The sequence below is a fragment of the Clostridium sp. UBA4548 genome, from assembly GCF_002387895.1.
Lineage (GTDB): Bacteria > Bacillota > Clostridia > Clostridiales > Clostridiaceae > Clostridium_J.
The window spans coordinates 36,424-57,527 of the sequence record NZ_DGLI01000023.1 but is presented as its reverse complement, the minus strand read 5'-3'; the positions used below and the strand labels follow the sequence as shown (position 1 = coordinate 57,527).

The following is a 21,104-nucleotide window of genomic DNA, read 5'->3' as shown; positions in this document are numbered from 1 at the left end:
CTTACTTTAATATATTCCAAATTTTTTTGGATGTAAGAACACTTTTTTCATATATATCTTCAAAAGGTAATATTGGCCTATCATTCTCCATAAGAAGCTTTCCATTACAAATCACATCTCTTGGAGTAAATCTGTCAAATACACCAAAGAATATATGTGCAAAAATATTTTCATCAGAAATACAGGTTGGTGAGTTATATGGGACAATAATTAAATCTGATACATAGCCTTCTTCTATTTTCCCTATTTTAATGCCTAAATGATTAGAAACATATTCATAACCGTTGTTTATTAACTCCAATAAATCACTAAAATTAAAGTTTCCTGGATCACTATATTTGTTTTTCATTGAGTATGTTAAGTTAAGAAATTCTCTAGTTATATTTGCTCCTAATCCATCATTGCCAATAATACATGGAATCCCATGGGTTTTTAATAAATTATAATCGGGCAGTCCAACGGCATTGTTCATATTTGATGTTGGATTTAAAGCTACATATACATTATGAGCTTTTAATAATTTTGCTTCATACTCATTAATATGAACACAATGTGCAAGTAGAGAGTTTTTAGTCAACAATTTATATTCTTCAAGTCTTTCAACTATTGTTTTCTTATACTTATTTATGGAGTCAACTTCATCTTCCATACTTTCAGCTACATGTATATGAATAGGTAGTTTTCCTTTTCTTTCAGAAATTTTGTCTAGAGTCTCATTACTAAGAGTCATTGAAGCATGCATGCCAAATAAGCTACTACACTCATTGTTCTTAATCTTTGAGAAATTTATATTTTCGTCTAAGCACTTTTCAACATCAAATCTATCACTTGTCTCGAAGCAAAATATTCCGCGCATTCCCAAGTCCCTACATATGCCATCCTGTAGCTTCTCAAGGGTTCCTAAAATATCGCCACCACTAGCATGATGATCTATTAGAGTGGTTACCCCGCATTTTATACTCTCTAATCCATAAACAATGGCACTAATGTAGCAATCATCCTTGACTAAAACACCATCTAATTTCCACCATAACTGCTCTAAGATTTCTGTAAAAGATTTAGGGTTAAAAGGCAAGTTCATCCCCCTAGATAATGATGAATATATATGAGTATGTCCATTAATTAACCCTGGCATTACTATAGCTCCACTAGCATCTATAACCTTATCTAAAAGCTCTTTTTCTATAGTATTGAACTCACTCATTGGCCCGATTTTTTTTATTAAGCGGTCAAAAAGAATGTACACTTTTTCCTTATAATTATTAAAGTCGTAGGTTTTTGCATTAATAATAGCCTTCATTAAATCACCTTCATTTTTCATTAATTATTGCAAAGTACTATAATGCTATTATGACAAATACTAAAAGCATAAGTTTCTACAAGGAGTTTATTATTTAACTCTTATCTAGTTGAATGCTATTCTTCTATACCAAAGCTTTATAGAAAAAAATGTTTTAGATTTCTAATATATATTCTCTGATAAAATCTAATATTCATATTCCATTTAATAATTAATTATTCCTCACCTAATTATATTTGCGAAAACTAGAAGCAACTAAATAAGTTACAGACTTAACATGTCTACCCCTCACAGTAGTTCCTGAAGTAATTCTTTATTTGTAAAAAACTAATAATAAGATAGATTTTTTTAAATGTATATAAATAGGAAAGTATTTCCACAAAGCAATTTATGAACCTGATCAGTTATTTTCTTATGAATTACTTAAAAATATTTTATTTATTTTATAAAAAGTTTGTAGAAAATTTATCTAAATATGAATAAAATCCTTCATATTTAACATATAAATTAAAATGGAATAGGAGGGATATGCAAAAAATCCTGTCATAATATAGCTAAAATAATAAAATACTACTATACAATTTGAAGGCAAAGTATTATACTATAAATTGAAATTGTTAAACTATTTCAAATATAAAAAAAATTCGTTTATTATAATGAAACTAATGCTAGTTTTATTATTTATTTAAAGGGGGTAAATTTTAAGTGTGCTGCAATAGTGATAAAAATCAAATGTTTATGGAACTAGAAGCTTTTATTAATGAACTTCCTAGTAAGGAAGGGGCTTTAATTGAAGTTTTACACAAGGCACAACATATTTTTGGGTATCTTCCATCAGAAGTTCAAGCCTTTGTGGCAGAAAAATTGGAAATACCTGTTTCTAAAGTTTATGGTGTTGTAACCTTTTACTCTTTCTTTACTACTGAACCAAGAGGTAAGAATGTCATTAATGTTTGTATGGGAACAGCCTGCTTCGTAAGAGGTGCTGGAGATGTTCTCAAAGAGTTTGAGAAACAACTTAATATCAAATCTGGTGAAACAACAGCTGATATGCATTTTACAGTGGGTTCATTACGATGCGTAGGTGCTTGTGGTCTTGCTCCAGTTGTAACTGTTAATGATAAAGTTTATGGACATGTTACGAAAGATCAAGTAGAAAAAATTATCGCAGAATACATGTAGTTTTTGGGGGGGATAAATTTGGATAAAATTAATTCTTTTAATGAGTTAGAACAATTGTATGAAAAATACAAAACTTTACTAAACATTAGAAAAGCAACAAGTGCTAGAGATTTTAAACAAGGTGATAGCACTCACAAAATGGAGTTACTAATCTGTGGTGGTACTGGCTGTAAGTCCGCACAAAGTGATTTGATTAAAGAAAATTTAGAAAAAGAAATTAAAGCTGCAGGCCTTGAAGATATAGTATATGTTTCAATTACTGGCTGCTTTGGCTTCTGTGAAAAAGGACCAATTGTAAAAATCACACCCGATGATGTTTTTTATGTTCACGTAACCCCAGCTGATGCTGAAGAAATTGTGAAAGAGCATATTATTAATGGACGAACTATTGATAGACTTCTGTACGAAGAGCCTACTATAAAAGAAAAAGTTAAAACTCAAGATGAAATGACTTTCTATAAAAAACAAGTTAGAATTGCCTTAAGAAATTGTGGACTTATTAACCCTGAAGATATTAAAGAATATATTGCTGAAGAAGGTTATTTAGCACTTGGTAAATGTTTAAATAAATATACTCAAGACGAAGTGATTAACACCATGATAGAATCTGGTTTAAGAGGTAGAGGTGGCGGTGGCTTCCCTACAGGTAAAAAATGGCAATTTGCAAAATCATATGACGCTGATCAAAAATATATCATATGTAACGCCGATGAAGGAGACCCTGGTGCTTTCATGGATCGTTCTATACTTGAAGGAGATCCTCATAGCGTCATTGAGGCTATGGCTATTGCTGGGTACTGTATAGGTGCTACTATCGGATGTGTATATATTAGAGCGGAGTATCCTCTGGCAATTAATAGATTAAGAATTGCAATTGAAGAAGCAAGATCCTGTGGGCTACTTGGTAAGAACATCATGGGAAGTAATTTTGATTTTGATATTCAGATTAAGTATGGTGCTGGTGCTTTTGTATGCGGAGAAGAAACTGCTCTAATACATTCTATTGAAGGTCAACGTGGAGAGCCAACTAACAAACCTCCATTCCCTGCTGAATCTGGACTTTGGAATAAACCTACTTGCGTAAATAATGTTGAAACCCTTGCAAATATACCAGCCATTATAAACAGAGGTGCTAAATGGTATAGCTCTATTGGAACTGCTACCTCTAAAGGTACTAAAGTATTTGCATTAGCAGGAAAAATTAATAATGTTGGACTTGTGGAAGTACCTATGGGCACTACGTTAAGAGAAATAATCTATGAGATTGGCGGCGGAATTAAAAATGGCCGTGAATTCAAAGCAGTTCAAACTGGTGGTCCATCAGGTGGATGTATTCCTAAAGAATATCTAGATATTCCTATTGATTATGAATCCTTAGGTTCAATTGGCTCAATGATGGGTTCTGGTGGAATGATTGTAATGGATGAAGATAACTGTATGGTAGATATAGCTAAATTCTACTTAGAGTTTACTAAAGAAGAATCTTGCGGTAAGTGCACTCCTTGTAGAGTTGGAAATACTCGCCTTCTTGAAATGTTAGATACAATAAGTAAAGGTAAAGGAACCTTAGAGGATTTAGACAAGCTTAAGTATTTATCTCAAACTATTAAGGATACATCATTATGTGGACTTGGTCAAACTGCTCCAAATCCAATATTAAGTACTATGAAATATTTCTATAAAGAATATGAAGCTCACGTTGTAGACAAGGTATGCCCTGCTGGTGTATGCAAAGATCTTATGAAGTATGTTATTACTGATAGATGTATAGGATGTACAAAGTGTGCTAGACAATGTCCAGTTAGTTGCATCAGTGGAAAAGTTAAAACTAAACATGTTATTGATCAAGATAAGTGCATTAAGTGTGGAGCTTGTCAATCAGCATGTCCTGTAGATGCTATAGATTTAATTTAATTGTATAAATAAGTTAAGAAAGAGGTGCCAACATTGAGTTTAGTTACACTTAAAATTAATGATAAAGAAGTTCAAGTTGAGCAAGGTAAAACTATTTTAGATGCAGCTAGAGAATTAAATATTAAAATACCAACACTTTGCTATTTAAATCTTCATGATAAAAAAACCGAAAATAAGCCTGGTTCTTGCCGAGTATGCGTAGTTGAAGTAGAGGGAAGACGAAACTTAGCTCCTGCTTGCTGTACTCCGGTATCGCAGGGAATGGTTATTAAAACTAGTTCCCCTAAAGCATTGAGCGCAAGAAAAACTATTTTAGAACTATTATTATCTGATCATCCTAATGAATGTTTAACTTGTGCTAAAAGTATGAATTGTGAATTACAAGAACTTGCAGCTGAGTACGGAATTAGAAGAATAGAATTTAATGGTAGTAAATCTATAAGTCAAAAGGAAGATAATAACTACTCAATTGCTAGAGATACATCTAAATGCATATTATGTAGAAGGTGTGAAACTGTTTGTAATGAAGTACAAAAGGTTGGAGCCATATCTTCAATAAATAGAGGCTTTAATACCACTATAGCTCCTGCTTTCGGTTCAGATTTAAAAGAAACTAAGTGCACTTTCTGTGGGCAGTGTGTGGCTGTATGTCCAACTGGGGCATTAGTTGAAAAAGATAATACCTCAAAAGTATGGAGAGCTTTAGCAGATGAAGAAAAAGTTGTAATTGTTCAAACAGCTCCTGCTGTTAGAAGCGCCTTAGGAGAAGAGTTTAATTGTACTCCTGGAACTTCTGTTACTGGAAAAATGGCCGCTTCGTTAAAAGCTTTAGGATTTGATAAAGTATTTGATACTGATTTTGCTGCTGATTTAACTATCTTAGAAGAAGCACGTGAATTTTTAACAAGAGTTCAAAATGGTGAGAACCTGCCAATGATTACAAGCTGTTGTCCAGGGTGGGTTACGTTCATTGAAAAGCATTATCATGATTTATTAAACTTACCTTCTAGTTGTAAATCACCGCAACAAATGTGGGGTTCTATTGCTAAGTCTTATTTTGCTGAGAAAATGAATATTGATCCAAAGAACCTAGTAGTAGTTTCTGTAATGCCTTGTATTGCTAAGAAATCAGAAGCTGCAAGAGATGAGTTTACTCTAGAAAATGGAGTTAAGGATGTTGATATAGTAATCAGCACAAGAGAACTTGCTAGAATGATTAAGGAAGCTGGTATAGATTTCAATTCCCTAGAAAATGAAGAATTTGATAATCCTATGGGAGAATCAACTGGTGCCGGTGTAATATTTGGAACAAGTGGTGGGGTTATGGAAGCTGCTCTACGTACTGCTTATGAGTGGTTAACCAAAAACACCTTAGAACAAGTAGATTTTGAAGCTGTTAGAGGCCTTACCGGCGTTAAGGAGGCAACTATCAATATCGATGGTACTGACATAAAAGTAGCTATTGTTAGCGGTCTTGGAAATGCTAGAGATTTATTAGAAAAAATTAGAGCTGGCAATACTGAGTATCATTTTATAGAAGTGATGGCTTGCCCAGGTGGATGTATTAACGGTGGTGGTCAACCATACTCTAATAATAGATTAGATATTATAGAAGGAAGAATGCAAGTACTTTATAATGAAGATAAAGGTAAACACATTAGGAAGTCTCATGATAATCCAGAGATTCAGAGATTGTATGAAGAGTTTTTAGGTGAACCGAATAGTCATAAGGCTCATGAATTACTGCACACGCATTATATTAAAAGATAAATAATTTAAGAAAAATGGGCTATCTCAAAGCTGAATTTTGAGATAGCCCTTTTCTTAAGAACAAAAATTATTAATATATTTTAAATATGAAATGGCTTTATTACCCTGTCTAAAATTCCATTTATCTCAGCAATTGCAACACCAAAGTTTGTTATTGGAATTCCTTTTTCTTTACAGCTCTCTATACGTGACATTACTTCTGCTCTATTAAACATGCAAGAACCACATTGAATTACTAATTTATATTGGTTTAAATTTTCAGGGAAGTCTTTACCAGAGTAGTTATCAACTATAATATTTTCCTCAATAGACTTAAGCAAAGTCGGCAACTTTTCTCTAGCTATATCCCCTTTTAACTGATGATGAGTGCAGGCCTCTGCAATTAAAATTTTATCTCCAGCCTTTAGACTTCTTATAGTTTTTGCTCCTCTTACAAATTCAGCTAAGTCCCCTTTTGACCTAGCCATTATAATAGAAAAAGAAGTTAGAGGCGTCTCTTCATTTATCTTGGAATGTACAATCTTGAAAACCTGTGAGTCAGTAATTACTAAATCTGGCTTATAGTTTAGTAGTTCCAATGCCATATCTAAGTTATCTAATGTAACAGTAACTGGAATAGCCTTGTTATCTAGTAAATCCCTAAGTACTTGAACTTGAGGAAGTATTAATCTTCCCTTAGGAGCTTGTATGTCCTGAGGTGCAACCAATAAAACTTTAGAGCCAGATTTTATTATATCTCCTACCAAATTAGAAGAATGGAAATTTTCTGGGGTGAGCTTAATGATAGAAGACTTCAAAGCTTGTAGATTTAACTTTGCTTCTGCACTAATGCTTACAAATTGTATTTGAAATATAGCCTCTAACAAGCTTAGTTTTTCTATAATATCTTTTTTGCTATCAGCTAAATCAATTTTATTTAGAACTCCAACTATTGGAATAGATTTGCTTTTTAGTGATTTACACCATTCTAACTCTAAGGCAAAATCTTTATTGTCATGAGAAAATTCTTCTAATGAAATTACAAGAATGGCTAAATCTGTTTTATTTATTATTTCCTTAGTTCTTTGAATCCTTAAAGCTCCCATTTCTCCAATGTCATCAATTCCTGCAGTATCAATAAATACTACTGGCCCAATAGGTAAAAGTTCCATAGACTTATACACAGGGTCTGTAGTGGTTCCTTTTATATTAGATACAAGTGCTATATCTTGATTAGTTATAAAATTAATTATACTAGATTTACCTGCATTTCGCTTACCATAGATTCCTATATGCAATCGATTGGCTCTTGGTGTTTCTATCATGATATCTCTCCTATATATTACATTATATTTAATTCTTCTTTAGGCATCTTCAAAAAACAAATAACCTATTTTGCGTTATACTGCGTCCACAGGTTCCTTGACTGTACAAACTTGTTTATGAACTCAAAATATTTTTCTGTTCTTTAACTTGTTATTTAATTTCAGATGCCTTAATCCCTATATTAAAATAAAAGTTCAATTGTAGTGTATTTAGTTCTAGTTTTAGCTTATAGAGAATTGATAGATTTCAAATTTATAACTATCCTTTTTAAGATTAGTTAAAATCTTAAATCTCTTTCACCTTTTTCAATTCTTTTTAGCTTTTCTTCAGCATCTTCTTTTCTTTTTATGTTCGGTATGTCTAGAAGTGATTCTTTAATTAGTACTTCCCCTAGTTTTCTAGTTTCTTCAGTTCCATAATCTAGCATAAACTCTTTTAATGTTAATAAGGCATTGCACTGACAAACATTATTTATTTGCCCACTTTTTGCTAAAGCCATAAATCTATCTCCAGTTCTACCCTCTCTGTAACAGGCAGTACAATAGCTAGGAATATAGCCACTTTTCATTAGACTTTCTATCATTTCAATTGGAGAGCGATGATCTGCTACTTCGAACTGTGGCTTTTCTTCTAAGTCTCTTTGACTCTCTGCATATCCTCCTACACCAGTACATGAACCTGTACTAATTTGAGAAATACCAATATTAATAATTTCATCTCTAAGTTTAGGCTCTTCTCTTGTTGACAAAATCATTCCAGCATATGGAACTGCTAGTCTAAGTACAGCAACAATTCTCTTAAAATCCTCATCTCCAACTAAGTATGGATAGTCTTTTAAGCTCACGTTCTCAGCTTCTCTAAGCCTTGGTACTGAAATAGTATGTGGCCCAACTCCTGTACGTTTTTCTAAATCTTCTGCATGCATTAGCATTGCAATAGTTTCAAATTTATAATCATAAAGTCCATATAAAACTCCTATGCCAACATCATCAATACCAGCTTCTCTCGCTCTATGCATTGCTGTTGTATGAAAATTATAGTTATGCTTTGGACCACTTGGATGCATTCTTTCATAAGTTTCTTTATGATAAGTTTCCTGAAAAAGAATGTATGTTCCAATTTCTGCTTCCTTCAGCTTTTTATATTCTTCTACAGTTGTTGCAGCTATATTTACATTAATTCTTCTTATAGAGCCATTATCAAACTTTAATGAATAAATTGCTTTAATACAATCTAGTACATATTCTAGAGGAGTATTCACTGGGTCTTCTCCTACTTCTAAAGCTATCCTTTTATGTCCTAAGGCTTCTAATACTCTAACCTCCTCTTTTAATTCTTCCATACTTAATTTTCTTCTCTTTAAACTATCATTACAGTGTTTATAACCACAATAAACGCAATTATTAACACAGTAATTACTTACATATAAAGGCGCAAACATAACTATGCGCTTTCCATAAATTTTCTCCTTTACTTCCCGTGCAATTTTAAACATTTCTTCAATAATTTCACTATCACTCACTGATAATAAGACTGCGGCTTCCTTATGAGATAGTCCTTTGGCATTTTTTGCCTTATTTAATATGTCTAAAACAACGTTTTTATCTTTGCTAACTTCTAAGCTTTCATCTATAATTTTCTTTATCTCATCGCTGTTTATAAACTCTTCTGCATTATATTTATTCATTTAATTATCCCCTTTTATATTTAATTTTTAAGAAATTTTTGTTTCACAATTTGTCTATCCCTTAGTTATGGCTGACTTAACAGATACCCCCCTTAGCTTTCCAATTTTACCTGTCATAGCCGATATTTCATCCATTAAGCCATCTACAATAACAGATATCACACTAACCCCTCTATCTCTGTAAGGAATACCAATTCTACCAACTATTATTGCATTAAATTCATGGAGTATGCTATTAACCTCAGTAGCTTTTTCAATATCTTCAATAATTATGCCAACTACAGCAATTCTTTTTTCCATAATCTTCCCACCATTTACAAAAAAATAAACCAACACAAAAAAGTGTTGGTTAAAAACATCTATTGATACAATTTTTCACCACCTTTTTGCTAAGAAATTCTCCACAATCAGGTATTATTATTTTCTAAATCTCAACTGAAAGATTTTCTCGCAGTAAAGAGTTCAAATTAATTATATAAATATTCTGAACAATTGTAAATAAAATTTATTCGACAATTGTTCAATTGATAACTTTCCTATTTAATATTATAAAAAAATGGCACTAAAACAGGGACAAGGGAACTCATAATAACACCATTAATAAATGAAATAACAGCTACCTCAGGGTTTGTTGCTTTAGAAACTAAGGGAAGAGTTGTGTCCATAGATGTTGCTCCTGCTGGTGCTATAGCTGAATAGGTGTTTAGCCTCTTAGCTAATATAGGTATTAAAATTACAGCAAATATTTCTCTGAAGACATTGGTTAAAAAAGCTATTGCACCTAAAGCTTCTCCTCCTAATTCCTTTAACATTACTCCAGATAAACTATACCATCCAAAGCCTGATGCAACAGATAAACTTTCATTTATAGCCATATTAAATAACAAACCAGTAACGAGTCCCCCTATGAGGCTTCCCACTATTCCACCAAAAGGAACTAGTAATACTTTAACTCCCATAGCTTTAAGGTCTTTTAAAATAGTTTTGTTAGATCCTATATCTATCCCTACGCAAAAAATTAATGCATAAAGAGAAAAACTAGCTATCATATCAAGACTGGATATAATACTAGAAGGAAAAATAAAATACCCACAACCAATACCAAGGACTATTGCCCCTAAAATTATTAAAGTCATACTATTTACCCTCCTCTAATTCTTTATTAAACTTAACTTTTACTATAGTGTTTTCCTCGTTTTTATCTGAAACTACATTACCTTTCAAAAACCTAGAGCTAAGAAAATAAACTAAAGCAATGCTACACAAAATAGTTAAAGTAGCAAAAGCAAATGCTTTAACACCGATAACTGGTAAGTCGCTTATTATATTATCATTAGCTCCTATTGATGCTCCCATTGAAAACAGTAAAAATATAACACCTAATTGTTGAAGTTTTCCATTGATTTTCTTTTGATTTTCATTAAGTTTTACTACGTAACCTATAAAGCTGCCTAAGCACAGTGCAATAATAATTTCCAATCTAATCCCTCCCTAAAAATACACCAATTATTATAACATTGTAAATAAGTTTTGTCATATAAGGCACTAGCTGGCATCTGTATGTCAATAATAAATTCTAAAGCTCTCATGCGTTTAATATATTTATTATATACTGAACATAATAGGAGGCACATATGAATGATTTTTTTGTTCCCTTATATATTAACGATGAAATTCTACTTAGTTTATTTAAAATAGCAATAGAAAGATTTATCGAAGTAGAAAAAATAACAAATAAGCAAGAGGTAATAATTAACTCCAATGTACCATTATGTGAATTAACTTGCGGAAAAATTCTTCAAGGTACTGCATCTGTGCAATTGTTACAAGGCTATACTAGAAGAACCATACAAGAAATCGAGAAGTCCACAATTACTACCTATATTAGATTAAGAGACATAATGGATAAAAATATGTTTTTAAAAAAAATTATTTCTAAGAGTGATTTAGACTATGTTCAGGATGGTGATATTGTGGAGATTAAATGTAAGATGAAGATGAATTCTCAGCTAAAAAAAATTCAACATGTTATTGATATTTTAGAAATAGAAAGCATTTTAGATGAATGTAATTTAGATAATTCTTTAAAATCAAAGATTAATTATAAAGCTCTGCTCAATTGGTTTAAAAGTACTCTTCAAAATGTTAAAGAATCAAAATGTACCAAGTATGTAACTGAACCTCTATTTAATTCGGATATTAGAGGGATTATACCCATTCAAAATAAATATTCCCTAATGGACTTAGATTGTAATTATCACACTAATATAACTGTGGTGGGTAAAGTAAGTTCCATTGAGCGAAGTTTAAAGAATAACAAAACTGCCCCAATAGGCACTGAAAGTTGTTTTGATTTTATCAATGATAAATTATCCTCGATTTTCAGCGAACAATTTATAGATAAATTGAATATTGATAATTTAATTGAGGAAGAAATTAATAGCTATATGGAAATTCTCCCCATAATCATATATGTTTAGTTTATCTTACTTCTATCCTTAACCTAGATATCCAATAATGCTACAATAATTTTTATATGTAATCTAACATCACACTGTACAATGATTCTTTGACTATAATAGAACCCTTCTAATATTAGTAGAAATAGTGAGTACTAAATACCTTAATACTGAATAAAAAGATTACTACTTTAAACTTTAAAATAGTAATCTTTTTATTTCTATTCTACTCATGAATAGGATTCTATGCCACGTTTAATAATAAAATTTCAATGTGATCCTATAATATAGCTTATTGCTTCAATTGATCTACATATCCATTAGATTCCTTCGATAATCTGCATAAAGCTTTCTTAACTTTTTCATTTCGCTATCTAATTCAATTTGCAATTCTGATAATTTTTCATAATTATTACTAGAGATTGCTTCCCTTATTTCAGTAAATAAACTCTTCCTAGTATAACTATCTTTCATTATTTTTTCTTTAATTTTACTAATTTTCGTCCATTTTTCTAAGTCATACTCTGTAAGGTCATCACTGTCCCCTCTTTTTGTACTTCTTATTTCATTCATATAATTTACAATTAACCTATGCTCTATCTCAGTTACCCATCTTGTTAAAATAGCAATTTTATAGCTATTTATTATTTTATCTGTAAAGATGCTTCCTTCTGTAAGTGTTTCTACCTTTTTATCATCATTAAAACCTAATAAGTTCTCGAAAACTGTTTTTGGAGCTTTACCAAAATAACTTTCTCTTTCCTCTTCAGAATAATGTTCAAATACATCTTCTTCACTTCTGTAGCTTCTTGAGTACTCTAAATATTCACTCTCTACATTTGGATCTTTTGATAATTCTTTTAATAATTCTTCACAAGTCTTCTTGTTTTTCAGTGCATACTTAATTCCTTGTATCATTGCAAGATTAATTGCTGATAAAGCTAAATATATATTAGTATGAGGGTTAGGGGAACGAAGTTCAAATCTAGTTGCCATAGGATTCTCTAAGTCCCTAATAAGTCCTATTAAAATAGTTCTATTTCTTGAAGGTTGGGTTTTACTATGTCCAAGGGAAGTAACAATACATACAGGTGCCTCAAATCCTGGTCTTAATCTTCTAAAGGCACCATTGGTAGAAGAAACAAAGGGGTTTATAACCTCATAATTCTTAAGAATCCCCATTAGTGCACCATAACCTATTTCACTCATATAATCATTTTCCATACTATGAACTAAATTTATTACTTTACCACTTTTTAGCTTTAGATTCACACCCACATGGAGATGTTTTCCATTGCCTGCTACTTCATCTACAGGTTTTGCTTGAAATGTTACATCCAGTCCATTTCTTCTAAAAATCTCTTTTATTACTTCTCTTGCTAAGAGTTCATTATCGCAAGCTTGTATAGCAGAAGAATATTTCCAATCAATTTCAAGTTGCTCCATTATATGATTAAAAGAACCACCTTCCGTAAGTTTAGCTTTTACCCCTCCAACTTCTTTATGCCCCATTTCTGGCTCTAAGCCATAGTTTTCTAGCATTGTTAAAGCTTGCTCCAAGGCCGTTCTAACAACGCCTTTAGTTCTTTTCCAATATTGCTCCTTTAAAACTTCTGATGTAGATAACTCCTCTAGTTCTGCAAAATCATTTGGAGTTCTAACCCAAAACTCAAGCTCTGTAGCTGCAGTTATGAAAACTTTATCAATATCCTCGTAGGATAAATTCATCTTATTTAAAAATTCTGGATTTTCTTCTAGTAATTTTAATAATTCCTTATTAAAGAAGTCCACTGAATTTTTTAATATATTTCTAGAGTCCACAGCTATATTATCATGGTAAAGATGACAAGGTACTCTTAGAGTGCCCACAGGCTTGTTTGTTTTATGATCAATATTTTCAAAGTTATAATCTACGAACCAATCGCATTCTAAATCAACTTTCATATCAACTTTTGCGTTATTTAAGGAAGCTATTTCTGGAAGATTTACTGATGAACCATCTGTTTGAACAGAAATGCCATACAAAAATGTTTCAATATTTTCTATAAAATTTTGAATAGGAATTTTCTCATCTGTATCATTACCTAAAAAGTCTATACCTATTAATGAAACAAATTTAATTTCCTTATGTTCCTTTAATGTTTGTAATAACTCCCCTTCCTTGTGGTTTTCTTTTTTAATTACGTATAACAAATCACTGTACATTTAAATTCCTCCCTACTCTTATGTATCAAACCCTGAAAAATTATTAATCAATTGTATCATATATTTCTTGAAATGTATATGAATTATGAATAACCTATAAACACGTTTATATTTTAACAATTCCTAGTAATTTACATTAAAGTATACAAATCCTTATATCTATAACCTTTATTGTTTTATGAATATATCAAACTCATCTTAAGAAATTAGCTATCTGAATTTACTTCTATAATTTCTGGTTTTTCTTTTACTATTAAAATTACAATAGATTTATTTTCATATTTATGGTTTAATAAATTTATAATTAAAGGAGGTTTTATAGTGAAACTTTTATTTTTTGATACAGAAACTACAGATATAAGACCAGGCAATATATGCCAGTTATCATATATATTAGTTGATAATAATACTAAACCTCAATCAACTATTGGTAAAAATTTCTTTTTCACTGTAGAAGATATGAGTTCTAGCGCTGAAGATATCCATGGATTTTCTTTAGAAAAACTTTATGAACTGAGTAATGGAATGTACTTTGAAGATCAACTAGAAGGCTTTATACAAGATTTTCTTGAGGCAGACATTATTATTGGCCATAATGTTAATTTTGATTTAAAATTCTTAAACCACGAATTAGAATTTTGTGATATTCAACTAAATACTAGGCATAACTTCTGTACCATGAGTTATTATAAAGATAAATGCAAACTAACAAATGGTAAGGGCGGAATAAAGAATCCTCGATTAGAAGAGGTAATTACTTTCTTAGGAATTTCTAAGGAAGATATTTTAAGCAAGTGTAATGAGTTATTTGATGGCATAGGTGATTACCACGATGCAAGATTTGATACTACTGCTACATATTTAGTTGTAACTATGGGCATTAAAAAAGGATTAATTCCTAAGGGGTATTTTTCAAACTTGGCACAAAAGTAAAGTGTATTAATTTTTATTGAACCTTTTAGTATAAAATATTAGAGCTTAAGTATTAGCATATTACTTAAGTTCTAATATTTTATACAGATAAATTTATCAAAGATAATAAAGATTTTTTTATATTTTAAAAGGATTTTTAATATATTTATAGTAATTAGATATTATAACTATATTAAATTTAGGGGGGACTAGGGATATGTTAATAATTAAAAATGCTACTATTCATACTATGGCTAATGAAAATTTCCAAAATGGAATGGTTCTTATTGACGACGGGAAAATTATTTCTGTTGGAAGTAATTTTGAGGTTCCTGAAACTGCTCAGGTAATTGATGCTCACGGTGGATTTTTAATGCCTGGAATGATTGATGCTCATTGTCACGTAGGTATGTGGGAAAATGCTATGGGCTTTGAAGGCTCTGATGGAAATGAAGCTGTGGATCCAGTAACACCACATCTAAGAGCAATTGATGCTATAAACCCTATAGATAAGTGCTTTAAGGAAGCTTTAGAAGCTGGTATTACAACAGTTGCTACCGGTCCTGGAAGTGCTAATGTTATTGGTGGAACCTTCGTTACTATGAAGACTCATGGCAGAAGAATTGATGATATGATTATTGATCCATGTACCGCAATGAAGGTAGCTTTTGGAGAAAATCCTAAAAGAGTATACAACTCTCAAAAAAAATCTCCTTCTACAAGAATGGCAACAGCAGCAATTCTTAGAGAACATTTAATTAAAGCTAAAAACTATATAGAAAAACAAGAAAAAGCTTTAGAAAACAAGGAAAAAGCACCTGAATATGATATGAAGTTAGAAGCTTTAGCTAAAGTAATTAGAAGAGAAATCCCACTTAAAGCTCATGCCCACAGAGCAGACGATATTTTAACAGCAGTAAGAATCTCTAAGGAATTTAATGTTGATATTTCTCTTGAGCATTGCACTGAAGGACATTTAATTGCTGATTACTTAAAGGAAGAAAATCTGAAAGCAATAATAGTAGGACCTACTTTATCTGATAGGAGTAAAATCGAGCTTCAAAATTTGACCTTTGAAACTCCATCGCTTTTAAATAAAGCAGGCTTGAAGGTAGCAATTATGACTGATCACCCAGTAATTCCTCTACAGTATCTACCAATATGTGCCGCTCTTGCAGCTAGAGAAGGTATGGATGAAGAGGAAGCATTAAGATCAATTACAATTAACGCCGCTAAAGCTCTAAGTATCGATAATAAAGTTGGTTCAATTGAACCCGGAAAAGATGCAGATATAGTTATTTATAATGGGCATCCCTTTGATTTAAGAAACAAGGTGAAATTTGTAATGATCAATGGCCAGGTAATAAAAAACGAACTTTAAAATCTATTAAAAACTTCTTAGTAACAACTAAATAATAATAGAAAAGCCAAACCCCTACTATATATAAATAGGGGTTTTTTTCGTTGTTAAGTATTTTTTATTTCTTTGTCATTAATGCCATAACTTACATATCCAAATTATATGAAATAAATTAGACTTTATTTAAAATTTCTATATAATAATAAATATACTTAATACTTGCTTATAATTTAAGTAACTGCTTAATTTAAAATATATATTATGAGGGGGATTTGTATTCATGAATAAAATTAAAAATAAATACATTCTTATACCGATATTTACTGCACTACTTTCTCTAGTGGCATTATTAGCTACTACTCACAAAACGAATACCATGAACTACAAGTCTTATCCTGAATTTCTAAAGGATACTTCAAGTTCTGTAGTTTCTACTGTTGAAATTAATGCATCTTCAAAAATAAATGTACTTTTAAAGGATGGAACTAATTATGTTACCGATAATCCTAACAGTATAACTTTAAAAGAAGATTTATTAAGCAAAGGTATAGAAGTGAGAGCATCTGCTGCTATGCCTATAGCTCAAAGAATCCCAGTTACAATTTTAGGGTTATCTTTATTATCTTTAATTATTCTAGCAATTAGAAATTCATCTATCAGTGGAAGTAAAATTACTTCAATTGAAGCTTTGGATGGTCAAAATATTGCTAAAGAAAAGTTTAATTTTCACTCTGTTGCTGGCAACGAAGAGGCAAAAGAAAGTCTTAAAGATATCGTTGATTTTCTAAAAAATCCAGAAAAGTATGCCTCATACGGTGCTAGGATGCCTAAGGGGGTTATTCTCTATGGAGATCCTGGAACTGGAAAAACCCTTCTTGCAAAAGCCGTTGCAGGGGAAGCTGGTGTTCCTTTTTATGCTGTATCTGGCTCCGATTTCATTCAGGTTTATGTAGGTGTTGGAGCTAGCAGAATTAGAAACCTATTTAAGAAAGCTAAGACTCATGGTAAAGCTGTAATATTTATAGATGAAATTGATGCTATTGGAAAACAAAGGGATAGTGGTAAAAATGGCGGTAATGATGAAAGAGATCAAACCTTGAATGCTCTATTAACTGAAATGTCTGGGTTTAGTGAAAGCTCTGGAATAGTTGTTATGGCTGCTACTAATAGGTTGGACATGCTAGATTCTGCATTATTAAGACCTGGTCGATTTGATAGGCATATAGAAGTAGCATTGCCAGATATAGCTGCAAGAGAAAGGATTTTAAATCTTCACTTGAAAAATAAACCAATTAAAAATGTAGATCTAAAAGATTTAGCACTTAAGACAGCTTATTTCTCTGGTGCTAAATTGGAGAGTTTAACAAATGAAGCTGCAATACTTGCTTGTAAAGATAACTCTCAATATATAACAGATGAATATTTTGACAAGGCTTACTCAATTGTATTAGCAGGTTATGAAAAAATTGAGAGAAGTTCAATGAGCGAAGTAGATAGAAGAATAACTGCTTATCACGAAGCAGGACATGCATTAATATCTTTATTAAAATTACCTGAGGAAAAGGTTTCGAAGGTTACTATTATTCCTACTTCAAAAGGAGCAGGAGGATATACTTTAAGTTTACCTAAGGATAGTTCATACCAAAATCTAGATTATCTTAGAAGAAGAATAATGGTATTATTGGGTGGCCGTGCAGCTGAAGAAATAGTATTTGGTAAAGATAAAATTACTACTGGAGCTTTTAGTGATTTGAAACACACAACAAATATGGTGAATAATATGGTTACAGAATATGGTATGGGTAAATCTCTAGGACTTTTAAGATTGTCAGAAATGAATAACTTCATTAATAATAGCGATATTAGTAGTGTAATTGAAGAATGCAAAGTTACAGTTGATGAATTATACAATATGGTAAAAGTAACACTAATAGAAAATATGAATACCTTAGAAATTATTGCTACAGAACTTTTGGAAAAAGAAACGCTTCATCACAATGATTTGATGAGTCTAGTTGACATAGACATTGCCGTTTAAAAACAGTATATAAAAGACTTCTGCCCTGGTGAGTGAAAGTAAACTTCAATTTTATATTCACTGAATAAAATTAAATTTGATTGTAATTCACTAAAAAGGAGAGCTTGTTTTATAAGCTCTCCTTTTTACAATTTATTCTACTTGTTCATCATAAACTATTTTTGATATTTGCGCTATTGTATCATAAGTGTTACCTAAATTCTTTGTCATAACAACTAAAATATAAGGTTTTTTTCCATATATTATTCCCACATCATGAACGTAATTTCCTGTATTATCTTGATAATCCCCAATTTTATGAGCAACATTTTCTTGTGGTATTAACTTGTCTAACCTATCATGAAAGGAGGTTTTTTTCATAAGTTCTACTATTTTTTCATAATGAGGATTATTGTTTGGATTAAAATATAAGTGTTTTAATATTTTCATTGTATCTTCTGCAGTAGAAAAATTCCCTTTTCTGTTAACTTCATGGCCTACTATTGCTTCTATGTAATCATATCTTCTATTATTTCCAAAATATCTTAAAAGCATATTTACAGCAACATTGTCAGAGTAAATTATCATACACTCATTAATATGTTCAAAGGTTTTGGGTTTACTTAAATCTTCATATCCAATGCCACCAAAACTAGCTTCATAGTCTCCCTTTTTGTATAACATGGTACTTTGCTCCGTTATTTCCCCATTATTAATAGCATCGTATAACATCATAGATACAGGAACTTTCACCGTGCTTGCAGCTTTTAATTCTACTGTCTCGTTTATATTAAAGTTTTTTCCTGTATTTATATCATAATAGCTTATTGATACCTTATTAATATCATCTCCAAGATAATCATTAATTTTTGCTATCATTTCTTCAATATTCTCATCAGTTATTTTGTTTATACTTAAGAATTTATTAATTTTTGCTACATGAGGAAAAATATCTTCATGTTTTAAAAGCTCCTTAGAATTGATACTCACATTAACATTTACTGTGGGTTTAGATGTAGAACCCTCAGTTGAATTATTATTAATCCTATCAATAATTACTCCTAATGCCAAAAGAGTTAAACTACATGCTATGACTTTCATGTAAAATAATCGCAATTTCTTTTTCATTTTTTTAGTCAGCTTTTTTCTTTTGCTGCGTTTATCCAAATTATCTCCCTCCTAAAAAAATATAATAAGTTATGTAAACATTGTCCCACGTTTTCTTTAAGTATGCAATATCATATATTATATGTAGCTATTTCCATATTGCTTTACTTTTAAATTTTACTTATATAAAATTTAAAGTGACTAAATGCCTAAAAAACATTTAATCACTTATTGCTACAAGTTTTGAACTAAATTTCTAATCCATCTTTTAGATTTAAATCTTGGAAATGCTATAATTAACTTCACTACTTCCTCAATATAAACCATCCCAACCACAAGATAAACTGGAAGTTTTAGAAGTACAGCACCTAAAAATGCTAAAGGGACACCGATTCCCCATACACTTCCTATTTCTAAGATTAAGGAAAACTTAGTATCTCCTCCGCTTCGCAGAATTCCTACAATAAATAAAGCCGTTAACATCTTCACTGGTATAATCATTGCAAATAATTTCAAAATCACACTAGTATCTTTAATAACTTCTGGTTTAACATTAAAAAATGATAAAATAACACCACTACCAAAGAACACCATTAAACCAAGAACTAATCCTACTGATAAAGATATCTTAATAAATCTTTTTCCAAGGATCATAGCATTTTCTTCTCTTTTTGCACCGATTTCTCTACCAATCATTATTGCACAAGCATTAGCCAATCCAAAAGCTGCTACCATAAAAATATTTTGAACTGTTCCTGAAATTTGCACTGATGCAACAGCTTCTGTATTTATTTTTGCATAAGCTACCGAATACATTGTCATGCCAAGGGCCCAAAAAAATTCATTTAATATAACTGGATAGATAGTCTTTACTATACTGAGAACAAACTCCTTATTTAAATCAATTAGTTCCTTAAGTTTAGCTGCGAGTATTCCATTTCGTTTATAAATTATGCTAACTATTAAAGTAAGTTCTACTGTTCTTGAAATTAATGTAGCAATCGCAGCCCCTTCAACCCCTAATTGTGGAAAGCCAAACTTACCGTAAATTAGTAAATAGTTTAAAATTGTATTACAGCCTAATGCAGTAGCACTTGTAACCATGGGAATTTTAGGCTCTCCAGTACTTCTGCAAGCAAAGGAAAAAGCAAAACTTATACTAGTTAGTATATAGCTAAAAGCAATTATAGAAAGATAGCTTCCTCCAATAGAAATAACCCTGGAGTCCGTACTAAAAAACTTCATTATAGCTTGTGGAAATACCAGTGCAGCTACTGTAAATAATAATCCTGTAGCTCCTCCTACTAAGATGCACAGACCTAGCACTCTTCTAATATTTTTATAATCCTTTTTCCCGAAAAATTGAGAAATGAAAATTGCACAACCACTATTTATTCCAAAAGTAATTAAGGAGTATAAGAAGAAAAATTGATTAGCGAGCCCCACCGCTGCAATTTCAACTTCTCCTAAACTACCTATCATCACTGTATCCACCATGTTTAAAGATGACGAAATTAAATTTTGAATAGTGATTGGAAGTGCTAAAGAAAGTAAGGTTTTAATAAAAGTCTTTTTATCTAGCAAATTTTTATCCATGTAATAATCCCCCATATTAGCAATCTAGTCCTATAATTCCTGTACATTATAGCATAGGATAATAAATTGTTCTACATTGATATTAAATGATCTTAAATATCAAATTATAGAATAAACTCATTTGCATTCCCTTAGTTATATATGTTAATTCTATAAATATAATTAAATATAAAGTACTTATTAGGAGAAGGAATTTATGAAAAGCAAACAAATATATATAGGACTTACTTGTTTAATAATAGGTGCCCTATACTTTCTATATCAATATGATGCCAATGTATACTTTAAAA

16 protein-coding genes are annotated in these 21,104 nt (G+C 31.0%); 7 read left to right on the top strand and 9 right to left on the bottom strand.

Features of this window, described 5'->3' with window-relative positions:
- Position 1: 1 nt before the first annotated feature.
- A complete protein-coding gene (locus B3040_RS08415) occupies positions 2-1,300 on the bottom strand; it encodes an amidohydrolase family protein (RefSeq protein WP_291572149.1) in 1,299 nt (432 codons plus the stop codon).
- A 732-nt stretch (positions 1,301-2,032) separates the two neighbouring features.
- Between B3040_RS08415 and nuoE the strand changes: the two genes are divergently transcribed.
- From nuoE to B3040_RS08400, 3 genes are read left to right on the top strand one after another with little or no spacing between them, the layout of a single operon-like run.
- On the top strand, positions 2,033-2,482 hold the full coding sequence (gene nuoE, locus B3040_RS08410; protein WP_291572544.1) for an NADH-quinone oxidoreductase subunit NuoE: 450 nt from the start codon (positions 2,033-2,035) through the stop codon (positions 2,480-2,482).
- Between the two features lie 18 nt (positions 2,483-2,500).
- Positions 2,501-4,396, top strand: coding sequence for an NADH-quinone oxidoreductase subunit NuoF (locus B3040_RS08405; RefSeq protein ID WP_291572147.1), 1,896 nt, complete (start codon positions 2,501-2,503; stop codon positions 4,394-4,396).
- A 33-nt stretch (positions 4,397-4,429) separates the two neighbouring features.
- Positions 4,430-6,166, top strand: a complete 1,737-nt coding sequence (locus B3040_RS08400; protein WP_291572145.1) for an NADH-dependent [FeFe] hydrogenase, group A6 — start codon at positions 4,430-4,432, stop codon at positions 6,164-6,166.
- A gap of 80 nt (positions 6,167-6,246) precedes the next feature.
- Here B3040_RS08400 and hydF read toward each other — a convergent pair whose 3' ends face one another.
- The 5 genes from hydF to B3040_RS08375 all read right to left on the bottom strand — a co-directional run bounded on the left by hydF (position 6,247) and on the right by B3040_RS08375 (position 10,637).
- Positions 6,247-7,470 (bottom strand): [FeFe] hydrogenase H-cluster maturation GTPase HydF, encoded by a 1,224-nt coding sequence (hydF, locus tag B3040_RS08395; RefSeq protein ID WP_291572143.1) that lies wholly within the window; start codon positions 7,468-7,470, stop codon positions 6,247-6,249.
- A gap of 278 nt (positions 7,471-7,748) precedes the next feature.
- Complete coding sequence (gene hydG / locus B3040_RS08390) at positions 7,749-9,158, bottom strand: [FeFe] hydrogenase H-cluster radical SAM maturase HydG (protein ID WP_291572141.1); 1,410 nt, start codon at positions 9,156-9,158, stop codon at positions 7,749-7,751.
- A 54-nt stretch (positions 9,159-9,212) separates the two neighbouring features.
- Positions 9,213-9,458 (bottom strand): TM1266 family iron-only hydrogenase system putative regulator, encoded by a 246-nt coding sequence (locus B3040_RS08385; protein ID WP_017416135.1) that lies wholly within the window; start codon positions 9,456-9,458, stop codon positions 9,213-9,215.
- Positions 9,459-9,694: 236 nt separating this feature from the next.
- Complete coding sequence (locus tag B3040_RS08380; RefSeq protein ID WP_291572137.1) at positions 9,695-10,294, bottom strand: lysine exporter LysO family protein; 600 nt, start codon at positions 10,292-10,294, stop codon at positions 9,695-9,697.
- 1 nt (position 10,295) lies between these two features.
- A complete protein-coding gene (locus B3040_RS08375; RefSeq protein WP_291572135.1) occupies positions 10,296-10,637 on the bottom strand; it encodes a LysO family transporter in 342 nt (113 codons plus the stop codon).
- Positions 10,638-10,792: 155 nt separating this feature from the next.
- Between B3040_RS08375 and B3040_RS08370 the strand changes: the two genes are divergently transcribed.
- A complete protein-coding gene (locus B3040_RS08370) occupies positions 10,793-11,638 on the top strand; it encodes a DUF6414 family protein (protein ID WP_291572133.1) in 846 nt (281 codons plus the stop codon).
- A gap of 288 nt (positions 11,639-11,926) precedes the next feature.
- Here B3040_RS08370 and B3040_RS08365 read toward each other — a convergent pair whose 3' ends face one another.
- Positions 11,927-13,822 carry a glutamine synthetase gene (locus tag B3040_RS08365; protein WP_291572131.1) on the bottom strand — a complete coding sequence of 632 codons (1,896 nt, stop codon included), beginning with the start codon at positions 13,820-13,822 and terminating at the stop codon, positions 11,927-11,929.
- A 321-nt stretch (positions 13,823-14,143) separates the two neighbouring features.
- Here B3040_RS08365 and B3040_RS08360 point away from each other — a divergent pair, with 321 nt between their 5' ends.
- From B3040_RS08360 to B3040_RS08350, 3 genes are all read left to right on the top strand, one after another.
- On the top strand, positions 14,144-14,755 hold the full coding sequence (locus B3040_RS08360) for a 3'-5' exonuclease (protein WP_291572129.1): 612 nt from the start codon (positions 14,144-14,146) through the stop codon (positions 14,753-14,755).
- A 196-nt stretch (positions 14,756-14,951) separates the two neighbouring features.
- Positions 14,952-16,115, top strand: coding sequence for an amidohydrolase (locus tag B3040_RS08355; RefSeq protein WP_291572127.1), 1,164 nt, complete (start codon positions 14,952-14,954; stop codon positions 16,113-16,115).
- Positions 16,116-16,374: 259 nt separating this feature from the next.
- Positions 16,375-18,132: an ATP-dependent metallopeptidase FtsH/Yme1/Tma family protein gene (locus B3040_RS08350; RefSeq protein WP_291572124.1), complete on the top strand. Its 1,758-nt coding sequence runs from the start codon at positions 16,375-16,377 to the stop codon at positions 18,130-18,132.
- A gap of 132 nt (positions 18,133-18,264) precedes the next feature.
- On the opposite strand, the gene B3040_RS08345 is transcribed toward B3040_RS08350, so the two are convergent.
- Together B3040_RS08345 and B3040_RS08340 are read right to left on the bottom strand one after the other, a co-directional pair.
- Positions 18,265-19,278: a serine hydrolase gene (locus tag B3040_RS08345; protein WP_291572123.1), complete on the bottom strand. Its 1,014-nt coding sequence runs from the start codon at positions 19,276-19,278 to the stop codon at positions 18,265-18,267.
- Between the two features lie 174 nt (positions 19,279-19,452).
- Positions 19,453-20,814, bottom strand: a complete 1,362-nt coding sequence (locus tag B3040_RS08340; RefSeq protein ID WP_291572121.1) for an MATE family efflux transporter — start codon at positions 20,812-20,814, stop codon at positions 19,453-19,455.
- Between the last annotated feature and the right edge of the window lie 290 nt (positions 20,815-21,104).